The sequence below is a fragment of the Pseudomonas sp. B16120 genome (assembly GCF_044218845.1).
In the GTDB taxonomy this organism is placed as follows: domain Bacteria; phylum Pseudomonadota; class Gammaproteobacteria; order Pseudomonadales; family Pseudomonadaceae; genus Aquipseudomonas; species Aquipseudomonas paracarnis.
On sequence record NZ_CP162588.1, the window covers coordinates 1,399,397 to 1,413,632 of the forward strand.

Here is a 14,236-nt window from a genome sequence, read left to right on the forward strand (position 1 = left end):
CGAACGGTGTTGCTTTTAGTGCTGCAGGATTTTCTCGAGGAAGTGCTGCGCACGCTCGGAGCGTGCGCTGATGTCGCCGAAGAACTCTTCCTTCGGGCAGTCTTCGATGATCTTGCCGGCGTCCATGAAGATCACGCGGTCGGCCACTTTGCGCGCAAAGCCCATTTCGTGGGTCACACACATCATGGTCATGCCTTCGTGGGCCAGTTGCACCATCACGTCGAGCACTTCGTTGACCATTTCCGGGTCCAGCGCCGAGGTTGGTTCGTCGAACAGCATGACGATCGGGTCCATGGCCAGGGCGCGGGCAATCGCCACACGTTGTTGCTGGCCGCCGGAGAGCTGGCCAGGATGCTTGTGGGCGTGAGCCGACAAGCCCACGCGGTCGAGCAGTTGCAGGCCCTTCTTGGTGGCTTCTTCCTTGCTGCGGCCCAATACCTTGATCTGCGCGATGGTCAGGTTTTCGGTGATGGTCAGGTGCGGGAACAGCTCGAAGTGCTGAAACACCATGCCCACGCGCGAACGCAGTTTTGGCAGGTTGGTCTTCGGGTCGGCGATGGAGGTGCCGTCGACGACAATGTCGCCTTTCTGGAACGGTTCCAGCGCGTTCACGCATTTGATCAGGGTGGATTTGCCCGAGCCGGACGGCCCGCACACCACGATCACTTCGCCTTTTTTAACCTCAGTGCTGCAATCGGTCAGCACCTGGAAGTCGCCATACCACTTGTTGATGTTCTTGATAGAGATCATACGGCAAACCTTTTTTGCAGACGCTTGACCAGCAGCGAGGCGGAAAAGCTGATGATGAAGTAGACGACACCGGCAAAGATCAGGAACTCGTTGGAGCGGCCGATGATGTCGCCGTTGGAGCGGGCGGAGTTGAGGAAGTCCACCAGGCCCACGGTGTAGACCAGGGAGGTGTCCTGGAACAGGATGATCGACTGTTGCAGCAGCAACGGCGTCATCTTGCGGAACGCCTGGGGCAGGATGATCAGGCGCATGGTCTGGCCGTAGGTCATGCCCATGGCTTGTGCTGCCGCCATCTGGCCCTTGGGAATCGACTGCACGCCGGCTCGTACGATTTCGCAGAAGTATGCGGCCTCGAACATCATGAACGCCACGACGCAGGAGGTGAACGCGCCGATCGGGGTGTCTTCGCCGGTGATCCAGCGCAGCACGAACGGCACCGCCAGGTAGAACCAGGTGATCACCAGCAGCAGCGGGATCGAGCGGAAGTAGTTCACATAGGCGCCGGCCACGCGGGACAGCAGTTTATTGGACGACAAGCGCATCAGGGCCAGAATGGTCCCGATGATGATGCCGCCGACCACACCCATGACCATCAGCTTCAAGGTCATGACCATGCCGTTCCACAGGCCCGGGATGGCGGGGATGATGCCGCTGAAATCGAAGTCCATTATTTGCCCCCCACGGAGATCAGGCCGGGCACTGCGACTTTCTTCTCGACCACGCGCATCAGCAGCATCAGGCTCATGTTCAGGGTGAAGTAGATCAGCGTGGCCAGGGTGAAGGCTTCAAACAGGTTGGCCGAGAATTCGGCGGTCTGTTTGGTTTGCGCCAGCAGTTCCATCAAGCCGATCAAGGACGCCACGGAGGAGTTCTTGAACACGTTGAGGAATTCCGAGGTAAGCGGCGGAATGATGATGCGGTAAGCCTGGGGCAGCAGCACGTTCCAGTAGATCTGCGGCAGCTTGAAGCCCATGGCGCGCGCCGCGGATTCCTGGCCCCGTGGCAGCGCCTGGATACCGGTACGCACTTGCTCGCACACACGGGCGGCAGTGAACAGGCCCAGGCACACTACGACACTCAGGTAGGCCGAAGTGGTCGGGTTCAGGTCTTGTTTGTACCAGTCCTGCAGGTTCTGCGGCAGCATGTCCGGTACCAGGAAGTACCAGATGAACAGCTGAACCAGCAGCGGCACGTTACGAAACAGTTCCACGTAGCAGGTCGCGATGCCCGATACGAGGCGGTTTGGCACCGTGCGCATGACCCCCAGAATGGAGCCCAGCAGCAAGGCGATAATCCATGCCACGACAGCAATGGCGATGGTCCAGCCCAGCCCGGAGAGGTACCAGTCGAGATAAGTCTCGCTGCCCACGCCGGTGGACTTGAAGAACACGCCCCAGTCCCAGTTGTAATTCATTAGGGTCTCCCCTCGAGATCGATCGATGTACAAGCACCCGCTTGGGGAAGATCCGTTCCCGCCTGACGTTGAACGCCAGGCACACACGATCGGCTCGAAAACCGCCAGGTCGAGTGTTCCAAGTTAAAACCAGCAGGTAATTACAGACGCCTGAGGGAGGGTTGGCTCCCTCAGGACATAAGCTTAGTCAGGTATCAGATTTTTACTTCTGGCGCTGGTTTGTCGCTAGGGTTAGCGATCAGCTCCTTGACCTTGTCGCTCATCGGGAAGTTCAGGTTCAGGCCTTTCGGTGGGATCGGGCTTTCGAACCATTTGGCGTAGATCTTGTTGATCTCGCCGGACTTGTACAGGGCGACAATGGCGTCATCCACGGCTTTCTTGAAGTCCGGGTCGCCTTTGCGAACCATGCATGCATAGGCTTCGAATGACTGCGGAGTGCCGGTGATAACCCAGTCATCGGGCTTCTTGGCCTTGGCTTCTTCACCGGCCAGCAGGGCGTCGTCCATCATGAATGCAACGGCACGGCCGCTTTCGAGCATCTGGAAGGATTCGCCGTGGTCTTTGGCGGAGATAACGTTCATGCCCATCTGCTTGTCGGCGTTCATCGCCTTGATGATGCGCTCGGACGTGGTGCCGGCGGTGGTCACGACGTTTTTGCCTTTCAGGTCGGCAAAGTCAGCGTAGGACGGCTTGCCTTCCTTGTCTTTCTTGACCAGCAGGCGGGTGCCGATTTCGAAGATGTTGACGGTGAAGTCAACTTGCTGGGCGCGTTCGGCGTTATTGGTGGTGGAGCCGCACTCCAGATCCGCGGTGCCGTTCTGGATCAACGGGATACGGGTTTGCGAGGTCACCAGGTTGTACTTGGCTTTGAGGTCGGGTTTGTTCAGGTCTTTTTTCAGTTGCTCGACAACGGCCAACTGGATGTCGTGGGAGTAGCCCACGGGTTTGCCCGAACCATCCGCGATGTAGGAAAACGGAATGGAGCTGTCGCGGTGAGCGAGAGTGATGGTGCCGGAGTCGTTGATTTTCTTCAGTGTGCCGGTGAGTTCGGCGGCAAAAACTGGAGTGCTGATCAGAGCAGCAGCGATAGCTGCGCCCAGGATATGGGGAACGATGCGCATCAATACTTCCTCGACATTTGTTTTTTTTATGAAGCCAGCTGAACGGCTCTCTTGTACAGCAACTGCCCGTGACGGCTCCTAAGGCGCCTCAGGCAATCGTTGAAGAGTGTAGAGCATGAGTCGTGCCATACCGAAAATAAAAGGATAAATGCATGATTTATATGGAAATTAACTTTTTGTTTCGGTGATATTTTCGGTCTTTGATCCGGCAAACCGAATAGAGTTGAGGGGCACGTTCGGAAAACCGAATAGTCTGTAGGAGCGAGCTTGCTCGCGAAAAACGCAAAAACGCCGCGTTTATGCTGAATAAACGCGGCGCTCTCTAGTTTTTCGCGAGCAAGCTCGCTCCTACAGTCAGGCGGTCAGGCCGCTTCGATCTTGCTGCGGTTCTGCTCGACCTTGGACAAATAGCGTTGCAGGTTTTCCTGCTCCTGCTCGGTGGTGAACAGGCCAAGCTTGGTACGGCGCCACAGCACGTCCTGCGGTTGCGTCACCCACTCTTCGGCGCACAGATAGTCGACTTCGCGGCTATACAGGCCGCCACCCAGGTGGTCACCCAGATCGGCGAGCGTTTGCACGCCCTCCAGCAAGCGCCAGGTGCGGCTGCCGTAAGTGGTGGACCAGCGGCGGGCGATCTCGCTCGGTACCCAGTCGAACTTGGCGCGGATGGCGTCGGCCAGGGCTTCAGGGGTGGTCATGTCTTCACCGCCGGGCAGGCTGGCCGTGGCGGTCCAGCTAGGGCGCATCTGGGTGAAGTACGGCGCCAGTTGGGCCATGGCCGACTCGGCCAGTTTGCGATAGGTGGTCAGCTTGCCGCCGAATACCGACAGGATCGGCGCTTCGCCGGTGCCGCCGGACAAGGCCAGGGTGTAATCGCGCGTGATGGCCGATGGGTTGTCGGACTCGTCGTTGCACAGCGGGCGCACGCCGGAGTAAGTGTGGACGATATCGTCACGGCTCAGTTGTTTCTTGAAGTGCGCGTTGACCACTTTGAGCATGTAGTCGGTTTCGCCTTCGGTGATCGCCACTGCAGCCGGGTCGCCGGTGTATTCGCGGTCGGTGGTGCCGATGATCGTCAAGTGGTTCAGGTACGGAATGGTGAAGACGATGCGCTGGTCTTCGTTCTGCAGGATGTGCGCGTGGGCGCCTTCGTACAGGCGCGGCACGATCAGGTGGCTGCCTTGAATCAGGCGGATGCCGTAGGGCGAATCCAGCTTCAGGTCGTCCTTGATGAATTTGGCTACCCAAGGGCCGGCAGCATTCACCAGGGCGCGGGCGCGGATCGAGAACAGGCTGCCGTCGGCACGCTCCATGTTCATTTCCCACAGGCCGTTACTGCGATGGGCGCTGACGCAACGGGTCTGCGTATGGATGTGCGCGCCTTTCTCGCGGGCCGCCATGGCGTTGAGCACGACCAGGCGAGCGTCATCGACCCAGCAGTCGGAGTATTCGAAGCCTCGGGTAATTTCACTTTTCAGCGGGCTGTCGGCACCGAACTTGAGGCTTTTGGAGCCTGCCAGTTTTTCGCGCTTGCCCAAGTGGTCATACAGGAACAAGCCAGCGCGAATCATCCACGCCGGGCGCAAGTGCGGGCGGTGCGGCAGCACAAAGCGCATTTGCTTGACGATGTGTGGGGCTTTGCCTAGCAGCACCTCACGTTCGGCCAGGGCTTCGCGCACCAGGCGGAATTCGTAGTGTTCCAGGTAACGCAGGCCGCCGTGGATCAGCTTACTGCTGGCCGAGGAGGTGTGGCTGGCCAAGTCATCCTTTTCGCAAAGGAATACCGACAAACCGCGACCGGCTGCGTCTGCCGCAATCCCGACGCCATTGATCCCGCCACCAATTACGGCAACGTCATAGACTTCGGCAAGCGGTGGAGCAGGCAAGGTGGAAGGGTTCATCGGCTGGCCTCGCGATCTTTTCGTCTTTGAATTCGAACATTAATGTTCATTTGCGAAAATGGTAGCTGATAATTGCGGGCACAGCCACCCGACTTCGATTGAAAAAACTCATCGAAGGGCGGAGAAAGGAAGAATTATGAACAAAGGTGAATGTATGGGTGTGAGTGAGGCCGTCATCGCGGGCAAGCCCGGCTCCCACATTTAATCGCATTTCAAACTGTGGGAGTCGGGCTTGCCCGCGATGACGCCTGAACAGGCGCTAAACGACTTCCAGCCGCACCTTGTGCTCATTCAGCACTTGCACCAAGGCCGGCACCGGCTGCTGGTCAGTCACCAGGCAGTCCACCAGGCTGATCGGCCCCAGGCGAATCATGGCATTGCGCCCGAATTTGCTGGAGTCTGCCGCCAGAATCACTTGCCGCGCATTGGCGATGATGGCCTGGGAAACCCGCACTTCTTGGTAATCGAAGTCCAGCAGGCTGCCGTCCTCGTCGATCCCGCTGATGCCCACCAGGGCAAAGTCGACCTTGAACTGGTTGATGAAGTCGACACTGGCTTGGCCCACCACGCCACCGTCACGGCGCACATTGCCGCCGGTGAGCAACACATCGAAGTCGTCCTTGGCGCTGAGCATGGTGGCAACGTTGAGGTTGTTGGTGATGATTTTCAGATGGTTGTGATTGAGCAGCGCACGGGCGATGGATTCGGTGGTGGTGCCAATGTTGATGAACAGCGAGGCATGATCGGGAATCTGCGCGGCGATGGCTTCACCGATGCGTTGCTTCTCGTCGCGCATCTGGTCGGCACGCATGGCGTACGCGGTGTTCTCGACACTGGAGTCATAGGCTGCGCCGCCGTGGTAGCGGCGCAACAGGTTGGCGTCCGCCAGTTGGTTGATATCGCGGCGGATGGTTTGCGGGGTGACAACGAATAGCTGCGCCATTTCCTCGATACTGACGTAGCCGCGTTCGCGGACCAGTTCGAGGATTTGTTGTTGGCGGGGAGGCAGATTCATGGGGCGTCCTTTGGGCTGCCATACAAAAGTGGCCCATGATGACGCAGGAATCCGCTCCCTGCCAGTTACAACCTGCCGTAAGCCAGCACTTGGCTTATTCGGCGCCTTCGTGCGGCTCCCAGTCACGGGTGCGGCTCACAGCTTTTTGCCAGCCGGCGTAGAGTTTCTCTTTGGCCGCCTCGTCCAGCTGTGGCTCGAACTCGCGCTCGATTACCGCCTTGCCGCGCAACTCGTCCAGGCTGCCCCAGAAGCCACACGCCAGGCCCGCCAGGTAGGCCGCGCCGAGGGCTGTGGTCTCGCGCATTTGCGGGCGTTCTACCTGGGTGCCGAGGATGTCGGCCTGGAATTGCATCAGGAAGTTGTTGGCAACCGCGCCGCCGTCCACGCGCAGGGCCTTGAGGCGTTCGCCCGAGTCCTGTTGCATGGCGTCGAGGACGTCGCGGGTCTGGTAGGCAATCGACTCCAGGGCTGCGCGAATAATGTGGTCTACGCGTACGCCACGGGTCAGGCCGAACAGTGCGCCACGGGCATACGGGTCCCAGTAGGGCGCGCCGAGGCCGGTGAAGGCGGGTACCAGGTACACGCCGTTGCTGTCTTTGACCTTGCCGGCAAAGTATTCGGTGTCGTGGGCATCGTTGATGATCTTCAGCTCGTCACGCAGCCATTGCACGGTGGAGCCGCCGTTGAAGACCGCGCCTTCCAGGGCATAGGCAACCTCACCGCGCGGGCCGCAGGCAATGGTGGTGAGCATGCCGTGTTTGGATTTCACCGCCTTGTCGCCGGTGTTCATCAGCAGGAAGCAGCCGGTGCCGTAGGTGTTCTTGGCCTGGCCCGCTTCCACGCACATCTGGCCAAACAGGGCCGCTTGCTGGTCGCCGGCAATGCCACCGATAGCGATGCCGCTCTTGGTACGGCCATAGATTTGCGACGATGACTTCACTTCAGGGAGCATTTCTCGCGGGATGTCGAGAGTCTCCAGCATCTTCGCATCCCACTCCAGTGTGTGGATGTTGAAGAGCATGGTGCGCGACGCATTGGTGTAGTCGGTGACGTGGGTCTTGCCGCCGGTAAATTTCCAGATCAGCCAGCTGTCGACAGTGCCGAACAGCAGTTCGCCATTGCGCGCACGTTGGCGGCTGCCTTCGACGTTGTCGAGGATCCACTTGAGCTTGGTGCCGGAGAAGTACGGGTCGGTCACAAGGCCCGTGGTGTCGCTGATGTATTGCTCATGGCCGTCGCGCTTGAGCTGCTGGCAGATCTCGGTGCTGCGACGGCACTGCCAGACGATGGCGTTGTAGATCGGGCGGCCGGTGATCTTGTCCCAGACCACCGTGGTTTCACGCTGGTTGGTGATACCGATGGCGGCCACCTGGTCATGGTGCAGGCCGGCCTGGGCCAGCGCCTCAACCATCACCGCGCTCTGGGTGGCGAAGATTTCCATCGGGTCATGTTCAACCCAGCCCGCCTGCGGGTAGTGCTGGACGAATTCACGCTGGGCGGTACACACCACGTTGGCGTCACGATCGAAGATGATCGCCCGGGAACTGGTGGTGCCCTGATCAAGGGCAATGATGTAGTTCTTATTCTGAAGGTCGGTCATGTCAATTGCCTTGGACGAAATAAGGAAGTCAGAAATCAGCCTGGGCCGCGAAGGGCAGGGGACCAGGCTGGCGCTTTCAGGAAATACGAGTCTTGCCGTTGACAGCCGTGTCAGGTGTTTCTTCAGCGATAGCCGGTGCTGCGCTCGGCAGATGGCGGGCAATCAGCCCGCGATAGGCCGCAGCACCCAGGCATGCGCCGACAATCGGGGCGAAAATCGGCACCAGGAAGTAAGGAATATCTCGACCGCCAGTAAAGGCCATTTCACCCCAGCCGGCGAAAAAGGTCATCAGCTTGGGGCCGAAATCCCGTGCCGGGTTCATCGCAAAGCCGGTCAGGGGGCCCATGGCGCTACCAATCACCGCGATCAGCAAACCGATCAGCAGGGGGGCCAGGGGGCCGCGTGGCAGGCCATTGTTATCGTCGGTGAGGGCCATGATCACGCCCATCAGGATGGCGGTGATGACCATCTCCACCAGGAATGCCTGGGCCGTGCTCAGCAGCGCATGGGGATAGGTGGAGAACACCGAGGCCAATTCCAGGCTGGCTTGGGAGCCGCGGACCATGTGGTGGGTTTGTTCGTAATCGAAAAACAGATTGCTGTAGAGCGTGTACACCAGGGCGGCGGAGCAAAAGGCGCCGGCGACCTGGGCAAGAATATAGAAGGGCAGTTTGCGCTTTTCAAAATCGGCAAAGATGCACAGGGCGATACTGACCGCTGGGTTGAGGTGAGCCCCGGAAATACCGGCACTCAGGTAGATCGCCATGCTCACGCCGACCCCCCAGATGATACTGATTTCCCACAAGCCAAAGCTCGCACCCGCGACCTTGAGCGCGGCGACGCATCCTGTGCCGAAGAAGATCAGCAGCGCGGTGCCCAGGAATTCGGCCATGCATTGGCTCGAAAGTGAAGGCTGTTGAAGAGCAGTTGTCATGGAAAACCTCAATTGTTGTTCTTGTCTTGCGCACGGCCTCAACGGGCAGTTGCGCGATATTCACCACGAGAAGGATCCCCATCCTGGATCGCGGCTTACTGCGGAGTACCGCAGGATTATTCCTACGGTATTCGGAAACGAAAAAATATAGACAAGAATGACCGCTGTCAAAGGTCGAAAGTGAACCATTGGTCATTTCCGAACTATTGGTGTGATGAATGATCATGGCCAAGGCGCGTTGCTTAAGCGGTAATAGGTCTGTGCTAGAGCGTTTTAGGTAGGCTTGGCCTAGAATTGGCCATCAGTTTGCCCGCCCGGAGCCGCTATGACCCCTGCATTGGACCTGTTGAAAAAAGTTCGCGCCGAACATCGTGTGCATAGTTATGAACATGATCCCAAGGCAGCCTCGTATGGGCTGGAGGCCGCGGAGAAATTGAGCCTGGACCCGGCCCAGGTGTTCAAGACGCTGCTGGCGAGCAGTGAGAAGGGTGAATTGTTGGTGGCGGTGGTGCCGGTCGTCGGAAGTCTGGACTTGAAAGCCCTGGCTCACGCTGCGGGTGTGAAGAAAGTCGAAATGGCTGACCCGGCAGCGGCGCAGCGCTCCACGGGTTATCTGTTGGGCGGCATCAGTCCGTTGGGGCAGAAAAAGCGCCTGCGCACGTTTATCGATGAAACGGCGCAACCCTTTGCAACGATTTTTGTCAGCGCGGGCAGAAGAGGCCTGGAAGTTGAATTGCCAGCGGCGGTGCTGGCAGAACACACCCAGGCCAAATTCGCACCGATCGGGCGGGCCTGATAATCATCTTTGAAGTCTATGAGGATCAAATGTGGAAGCTGGCTTGCCTGCGATAGCATCAACGCGGTGTAACAGATAACCCGAGTTGTCTGTATCGCAGGCAAGCCAGCTCCCACAGTTTGATCCGGTTTCGTCAGTGAGCGACGCTGTGGCGGCGCACGCCTGACTCAACAGCGGGAATCTGCGCCGCTGTGCTGCCGGATGCCTGGAACACCACCAAATGTTCAGCCGCCACACGGATCCCCACCTCTGCGCCCACTTGGTGATCGGCATGGCTGGGGAAAATCGACTCTAATTGCGCGCCGGTCGGCAGCTGTAACCGGTACAGCGTTGAGGCGCCGAGGAAGGTCTTGCCGACGATCCGGGCTTTCAACGCGCTGTCCGGCGCATACACGATGTCGTCCGGGCGCAGCAGCACATCCACTGCTGCACCGGTCGGCAAGGTATAGGCTCGGTTTCCGCGCAAGTCGCCCAGTTCAGTGCTGACCGATTCCGGTGAGTTCAGCCGCCCACGGATGAAATACCCCTGGCCGATGAAACTGGCAACGTAAGGCGTCTGCGGTTCGTGATAGAGGTTGTAGGGTGTGTCCCACTGCTCCAGTCGGCCTTCCTTGAAGACCCCGACGTGATCGCTGACGGCGAAGGCCTCTTCCTGATCATGGGTCACCAGGATCGCGCTAGTGCCGCGTGCCTTGAGGATGTCGCGCACTTCATGGCTGAGCTTGCGGCGCAGTTCGCCATCGAGGTTGGAAAAGGGTTCATCCAGCAACAGCAGCTGCGGCTCCGGCGCCAGGGCGCGGGCGAGGGCGACGCGTTGTTGCTGGCCACCGGAAAGCTCATGGGGGAAGCGCTTGCCCAGGTTCTTCAAGTTGACCAGTTCCAGCAACTCGGCGACCACGCGCTCTTTTTGCGGGTGTTTGCGAATGCCAAAGGCGATGTTGTCAGCCACGCTCAGGTGCGGGAACAATGCGTAGTCCTGGAACACCATGCCGATGCGACGCTTCTCCGGCGCGAGGGTGAAACCGGCGCGGGAGATGACGTCGCCCGCCAGGCTGATTTCGCCTTCATGCACCGGCTCAAAGCCTGCGATCGCGCGCAGGGTAGTGGTCTTGCCGCAGCCCGAAGAGCCGAGCAGGCAACCGATATCACCGGCGTTGAGGTGCAGGTTGAGGTTCTGCACCACCCGCTGGTCTTGATAGCCGCATGCCAGATTGCGCAGGTTCAGCAGTAATGGCTGGCTCATGCGTGGTGGTACGACGGCGGGACGAGGAATTCGAGCAAGGCTTTTTGCGCATGCAGGCGGTTCTCGGCCTGATCCCACGCGACTGAGCGCGGATCGTCGAGCAGGTCCTGGCTGATTTCTTCGCCCCGGTGGGCGGGTAGGCAGTGCATGAACAGCACGTCCGGCGCGGCCAGGTCGAGCAACGCGCGAGTCACCTGGAACGGCGCGAACCGGGCCAGGCGCTTGGCGGTTTCGTCTTCCTGGCCCATGGAGGTCCAGACGTCTGTGCTGACCAGGTGCGCGCCGACCACTGCGTCTTTTGGATCGCGCAGCAGTTGCACACGGCCATCGGCCTTGGCCATGAACTCGGCGCTGGGCTCGTAGCCTTCAGGGCAGGCGATACGCAGGTGGAAGTCGAACTGGATCGCCGCTTCTATATAGCTGTTGCACATATTGTTGCCGTCGCCGATCCAGGCCACGGTCTTGCCTTGGATCGAGCCACGGTGTTCGAGGAAGGTTTGCATGTCGGCCAGCAACTGGCAGGGATGCAGGTCATCGGACAGGCCGTTGATCACGGGCACACGGGAGTTGGCGGCAAATTCGGTCAAGGTGCTGTGGGCGAAGGTACGGATCATCACGGCATCGAGCATGCGCGACATCACGATGGCGCAATCGCTGATCGGCTCACCACGGCCCAACTGGGTGTCGCGCGGTGACAGGAAGATGGCCTGGCCACCCAGCTGGATCATGCCGGCTTCGAACGACAGGCGTGTGCGCGTCGAGGACTTTTCGAAAATCATCCCGAGCACCCGGTTTTTCAACGGCTCAAACAGTACACCGCGGTTACGCAGGTCTTTAAGCTCAATGCCGCGACGGATCACGCTGACCAGCTCTTCGGGCGTGCAATCCATCAGGGAGAGAAAGTGCCTTGCGCTCATCATTAACTACCTTTTGCAACAGACCGCAGATACTCAAAGCCTTGTTTATTGCGACAACGGGCGAGACCTGCGGCGAAAGCCGCACGGGGCGACGAAATAGGGGAAGACGCGATATTGACATTAAATGTCGCGTTTTACCAATAGGGCTACGGCTTTAGGGATGTTCAAGCAGGGCGCTGGCGCGCGTTTGAAGACGATTTCCTGACAGCAGCGAGCCATTTGTACACTGGCGTCCAGGCCTTTTGCAATGCGCGGGGGCGGGCTTGGGCCAGGCCGCGTCGGTTTCAGCGCCTGCTGGCAAGGTTTCTGAAACATTTGCTCATGCTTAGCCATGCCCTGGCCTATGCCTGTCGATTCACAACGCGAAGGTTGCTGGCGCCCCAAGTGGTCGCGGCCCATAGTTGAGCCAAAGCCCCTATAAAAGAGACTGGCCATGACCAAGACTCTCCACCACCGTGCCTGCCACCTGTGCGAAGCCATCTGCGGCCTCACCCTGGAAACCACCCAAGGCGAAGACGGTCGCCTGGCGATCACCTCGATCAAGGGCGACCCTCTGGACAGTTTCAGTCGCGGCCACATCTGCCCCAAAGCCGTGGCCCTGCAGGACATCCAGAATGACCCGGACCGCCTGCACCAACCCATGCGGCGGGTGGGCAGCGAATGGCAGCCGATTGGCTGGGATGAAGCCTTTGCCCTGGTGGCCGAGCGGCTTGCGGGTATCCAGGCGCGGCATGGGCAGAACGCGGTGGCGGTGTATCAGGGCAACCCAAGCGTGCATAACTATGGGTTGATGACCCACAGCAACTACTTTCTAGGGCTGTTGAAGACGCGCAATCGCTTTTCCGCGACCTCGGTAGACCAGTTGCCTCATCACCTCACCAGCCACCTGATGTACGGCCACGGCCTGTTGTTGCCCATCCCCGACATCGACCAGACCGACTTCATGTTGATCCTCGGCGGCAACCCGCTGGCCTCCAATGGCAGCATCATGACCGTGCCCGATGTGGAAAAACGCCTCAAGGCCATCCAGGCGCGGGGCGGAAAAGTGGTGGTGGTCGACCCGCGGCGCAGCGAGACGGCAGCCATCGCCGACCAGCACGTATTCGTACGCCCCGGCGGCGATGCGGCGTTGTTGTTTGGGGTGCTCAACACGTTGTTCACAGAAGGGCTGACACGCGACAGCCATTTGCCGGTGGAAGGCCTGGATGATGTACGCAAGGCGATTGCCAGCTTCGATGCCGAGGCCATGAGCCGCCAGTGTGCGGTGCCTGCCGAGCAGATCCGCCAGTTGGCCAGGGACTTCGCCGGCGCTGACAAGGCCGTTTGTTATGGCCGCATGGGGGTCTCGACCCAGGCGTTTGGCACGCTGTGCCATTGGCTGGTGCAACTGATCAACCTGGTGACCGGCAATCTGGACCGCGTCGGCGGCGCGCTCTGCACCAGCCCCGCGGTGGACCTGGTGGCCTCCACCAGCGGCGGCCATTTCAACCGCTGGCAGAGCCGCGTGTCCGGACGCCCGGAGTACGGTGGAGAACTGCCGGTGTCGGCGCTGGCCGAAGAAATGCTGACCGAGGGTGAAGGGCAGATCCGCGCCCTCGTGACGGTGGCCGGCAACCCGGTGCTGTCCACACCTAACGGTCGCCAATTGGAGCAAGCACTGGACGGGTTGGAATTCATGGTCAGCATCGACCTGTATATCAACGAGACCACGCGTTATGCCGACCTGATCTTGCCCTCCACCTCGGCGCTGGAAAACGATCACTACGACACCACCTTCAATCTGTTTGCGGTGCGCAATGTCACGCGCTTCAATCGTGCCATCCTGCCCAAGCCTGAGGGGGCGTTGCATGACTGGGAGATTTTTGTCGGCTTGGCCAAGGCGTTTGCGGCGCACACTGGCGCGGTGCTCAAGCCCACCCTGCCACCGGCACAGATGATCGACTTCGGCCTGCGTGCGGGTGCCTATGGTGACGCATCCAGTCATAAACTGTCGGTGGCCATGCTGGCGGATCATCCCCATGGCGTGGACCTGGGGCCGCTCAAGCCCAACCTCGGGGCACGTTTGAAAACCGCGGATGGCAAGGTGCAAGCGGCACCGGCCGTGATCCTGGCAGACCTGGCGCGTTTCACCGCGCAGCCGTTGCCGGTGGCCGACGAACTGCTATTGATTGGCAGGCGGCATGTGCGCAGCAATAATTCCTGGATGCATAACTATCACCGGCTGGTGAAGGGTAAGCCACGCCATCAACTGCTGATGCACCCCGATGATCTGGCTAGCCGTCAGTTGAGCGATGGCCAGCGGGTGCGGGTGAGTTCGCGTATCGGTATGGTCGAAGTGGAAGTAGCGGCCAGCACGGACATGATGCCGGGTGTGGTCAGCTTGCCTCACGGCTGGGGCCACGGTCGTCCGGGCGTGCAGATGAGCATCGCGAGCGGCCAGCCGGGGGCGAGTGCCAATGACTTGACCGACGAGCGGCAATTGGACGAGTTGTCGGGTAATGCGGCGCTCAACGGCGTACCGGTGAAGGTGGCGGCGGCCTGAGCA

12 protein-coding genes are annotated in these 14,236 nt (G+C 59.9%); 2 read left to right on the top strand and 10 right to left on the bottom strand.

The annotated features are described in order from the left end of the window. Positions 1-15: 15 nt before the first annotated feature. The 8 genes from AB4P90_RS06620 to AB4P90_RS06655 all read right to left on the bottom strand — a co-directional run bounded on the left by AB4P90_RS06620 (position 16) and on the right by AB4P90_RS06655 (position 8,735). Positions 16-750, bottom strand: coding sequence for an amino acid ABC transporter ATP-binding protein (locus AB4P90_RS06620; protein ID WP_003188952.1), 735 nt, complete (start codon positions 748-750; stop codon positions 16-18). Further along, the gene (locus tag AB4P90_RS06625) at positions 747-1,418 is read right to left on the bottom strand and encodes an amino acid ABC transporter permease (RefSeq protein WP_003188954.1); all 672 of its coding nucleotides are present in this window, start codon (positions 1,416-1,418) and stop codon (positions 747-749) included. The genes AB4P90_RS06620 and AB4P90_RS06625 overlap by 4 nt, the downstream gene beginning before the upstream one ends. After that, positions 1,418-2,164, bottom strand: coding sequence for an amino acid ABC transporter permease (locus AB4P90_RS06630; protein ID WP_014717132.1), 747 nt, complete (start codon positions 2,162-2,164; stop codon positions 1,418-1,420). Before AB4P90_RS06630 ends, AB4P90_RS06625 begins: the two co-directional genes overlap by 1 nt. 194 nt (positions 2,165-2,358) lie before the next feature. Further along, positions 2,359-3,285: a glutamate/aspartate ABC transporter substrate-binding protein gene (locus AB4P90_RS06635; RefSeq protein ID WP_005785249.1), complete on the bottom strand. Its 927-nt coding sequence runs from the start codon at positions 3,283-3,285 to the stop codon at positions 2,359-2,361. Positions 3,286-3,647: 362 nt separating this feature from the next. Next, positions 3,648-5,186 (bottom strand): glycerol-3-phosphate dehydrogenase, encoded by a 1,539-nt coding sequence (gene glpD / locus AB4P90_RS06640; RefSeq protein ID WP_020301173.1) that lies wholly within the window; start codon positions 5,184-5,186, stop codon positions 3,648-3,650. A gap of 259 nt (positions 5,187-5,445) precedes the next feature. Continuing rightward, on the bottom strand, positions 5,446-6,201 hold the full coding sequence (locus AB4P90_RS06645) for a DeoR/GlpR family transcriptional regulator (protein WP_014717134.1): 756 nt from the start codon (positions 6,199-6,201) through the stop codon (positions 5,446-5,448). A gap of 94 nt (positions 6,202-6,295) precedes the next feature. Continuing rightward, positions 6,296-7,801 (bottom strand): glycerol kinase GlpK, encoded by a 1,506-nt coding sequence (gene glpK / locus AB4P90_RS06650; RefSeq protein WP_395605762.1) that lies wholly within the window; start codon positions 7,799-7,801, stop codon positions 6,296-6,298. A 76-nt stretch (positions 7,802-7,877) separates the two neighbouring features. Continuing rightward, on the bottom strand, positions 7,878-8,735 hold the full coding sequence (locus AB4P90_RS06655; protein WP_014717136.1) for an MIP/aquaporin family protein: 858 nt from the start codon (positions 8,733-8,735) through the stop codon (positions 7,878-7,880). Between the two features lie 325 nt (positions 8,736-9,060). Between AB4P90_RS06655 and ybaK the strand changes: the two genes are divergently transcribed. Then, the gene (gene ybaK / locus AB4P90_RS06660; protein ID WP_014717137.1) at positions 9,061-9,531 is read left to right on the top strand and encodes a Cys-tRNA(Pro) deacylase; all 471 of its coding nucleotides are present in this window, start codon (positions 9,061-9,063) and stop codon (positions 9,529-9,531) included. A 133-nt stretch (positions 9,532-9,664) separates the two neighbouring features. Here the strand turns inward: ybaK and AB4P90_RS06665 are convergent, their stop codons facing one another. Both AB4P90_RS06665 and argF read right to left on the bottom strand, forming a co-directional pair. Continuing rightward, positions 9,665-10,774, bottom strand: coding sequence for an ABC transporter ATP-binding protein (locus AB4P90_RS06665; RefSeq protein ID WP_014717138.1), 1,110 nt, complete (start codon positions 10,772-10,774; stop codon positions 9,665-9,667). Continuing rightward, positions 10,771-11,691 carry an ornithine carbamoyltransferase gene (argF, locus tag AB4P90_RS06670; protein ID WP_014717139.1) on the bottom strand — a complete coding sequence of 307 codons (921 nt, stop codon included), beginning with the start codon at positions 11,689-11,691 and terminating at the stop codon, positions 10,771-10,773. Before argF ends, AB4P90_RS06665 begins: the two co-directional genes overlap by 4 nt. Positions 11,692-12,124: 433 nt before the next feature. On the opposite strand from argF, the gene AB4P90_RS06675 reads away from it, so the two are divergent. Next, positions 12,125-14,233 carry a molybdopterin oxidoreductase family protein gene (locus AB4P90_RS06675; RefSeq protein WP_395605763.1) on the top strand — a complete coding sequence of 703 codons (2,109 nt, stop codon included), beginning with the start codon at positions 12,125-12,127 and terminating at the stop codon, positions 14,231-14,233. Positions 14,234-14,236 lie beyond the last annotated feature (3 nt).

Excerpts from the sequence above, each read along its gene's own strand:
- argF (WP_014717139.1), bottom strand. The coding sequence starts at position 11,691 with ATGAGCGCAAGGCACTTTCTCTCCCTGATGGATTGCACGCCCGAAGAG.
- ybaK (WP_014717137.1), top strand. The coding sequence starts at position 9,061 with ATGACCCCTGCATTGGACCTGTTGAAAAAAGTTCGCGCCGAACATCGT.
- AB4P90_RS06625 (WP_003188954.1), bottom strand. The coding sequence starts at position 1,418 with ATGGACTTCGATTTCAGCGGCATCATCCCCGCCATCCCGGGCCTGTGG.
- AB4P90_RS06635 (WP_005785249.1), bottom strand. The coding sequence starts at position 3,285 with ATGCGCATCGTTCCCCATATCCTGGGCGCAGCTATCGCTGCTGCTCTG.
- glpK (WP_395605762.1), bottom strand. The coding sequence starts at position 7,801 with ATGACCGACCTTCAGAATAAGAACTACATCATTGCCCTTGATCAGGGC.
- AB4P90_RS06630 (WP_014717132.1), bottom strand. The coding sequence starts at position 2,164 with ATGAATTACAACTGGGACTGGGGCGTGTTCTTCAAGTCCACCGGCGTG.
- AB4P90_RS06655 (WP_014717136.1), bottom strand. The coding sequence starts at position 8,735 with ATGACAACTGCTCTTCAACAGCCTTCACTTTCGAGCCAATGCATGGCC.
- glpD (WP_020301173.1), bottom strand. The coding sequence starts at position 5,186 with ATGAACCCTTCCACCTTGCCTGCTCCACCGCTTGCCGAAGTCTATGAC.
- AB4P90_RS06645 (WP_014717134.1), bottom strand. The coding sequence starts at position 6,201 with ATGAATCTGCCTCCCCGCCAACAACAAATCCTCGAACTGGTCCGCGAA.
- AB4P90_RS06675 (WP_395605763.1), top strand. The coding sequence starts at position 12,125 with ATGACCAAGACTCTCCACCACCGTGCCTGCCACCTGTGCGAAGCCATC.
- AB4P90_RS06665 (WP_014717138.1), bottom strand. The coding sequence starts at position 10,774 with ATGAGCCAGCCATTACTGCTGAACCTGCGCAATCTGGCATGCGGCTAT.
- AB4P90_RS06620 (WP_003188952.1), bottom strand. The coding sequence starts at position 750 with ATGATCTCTATCAAGAACATCAACAAGTGGTATGGCGACTTCCAGGTG.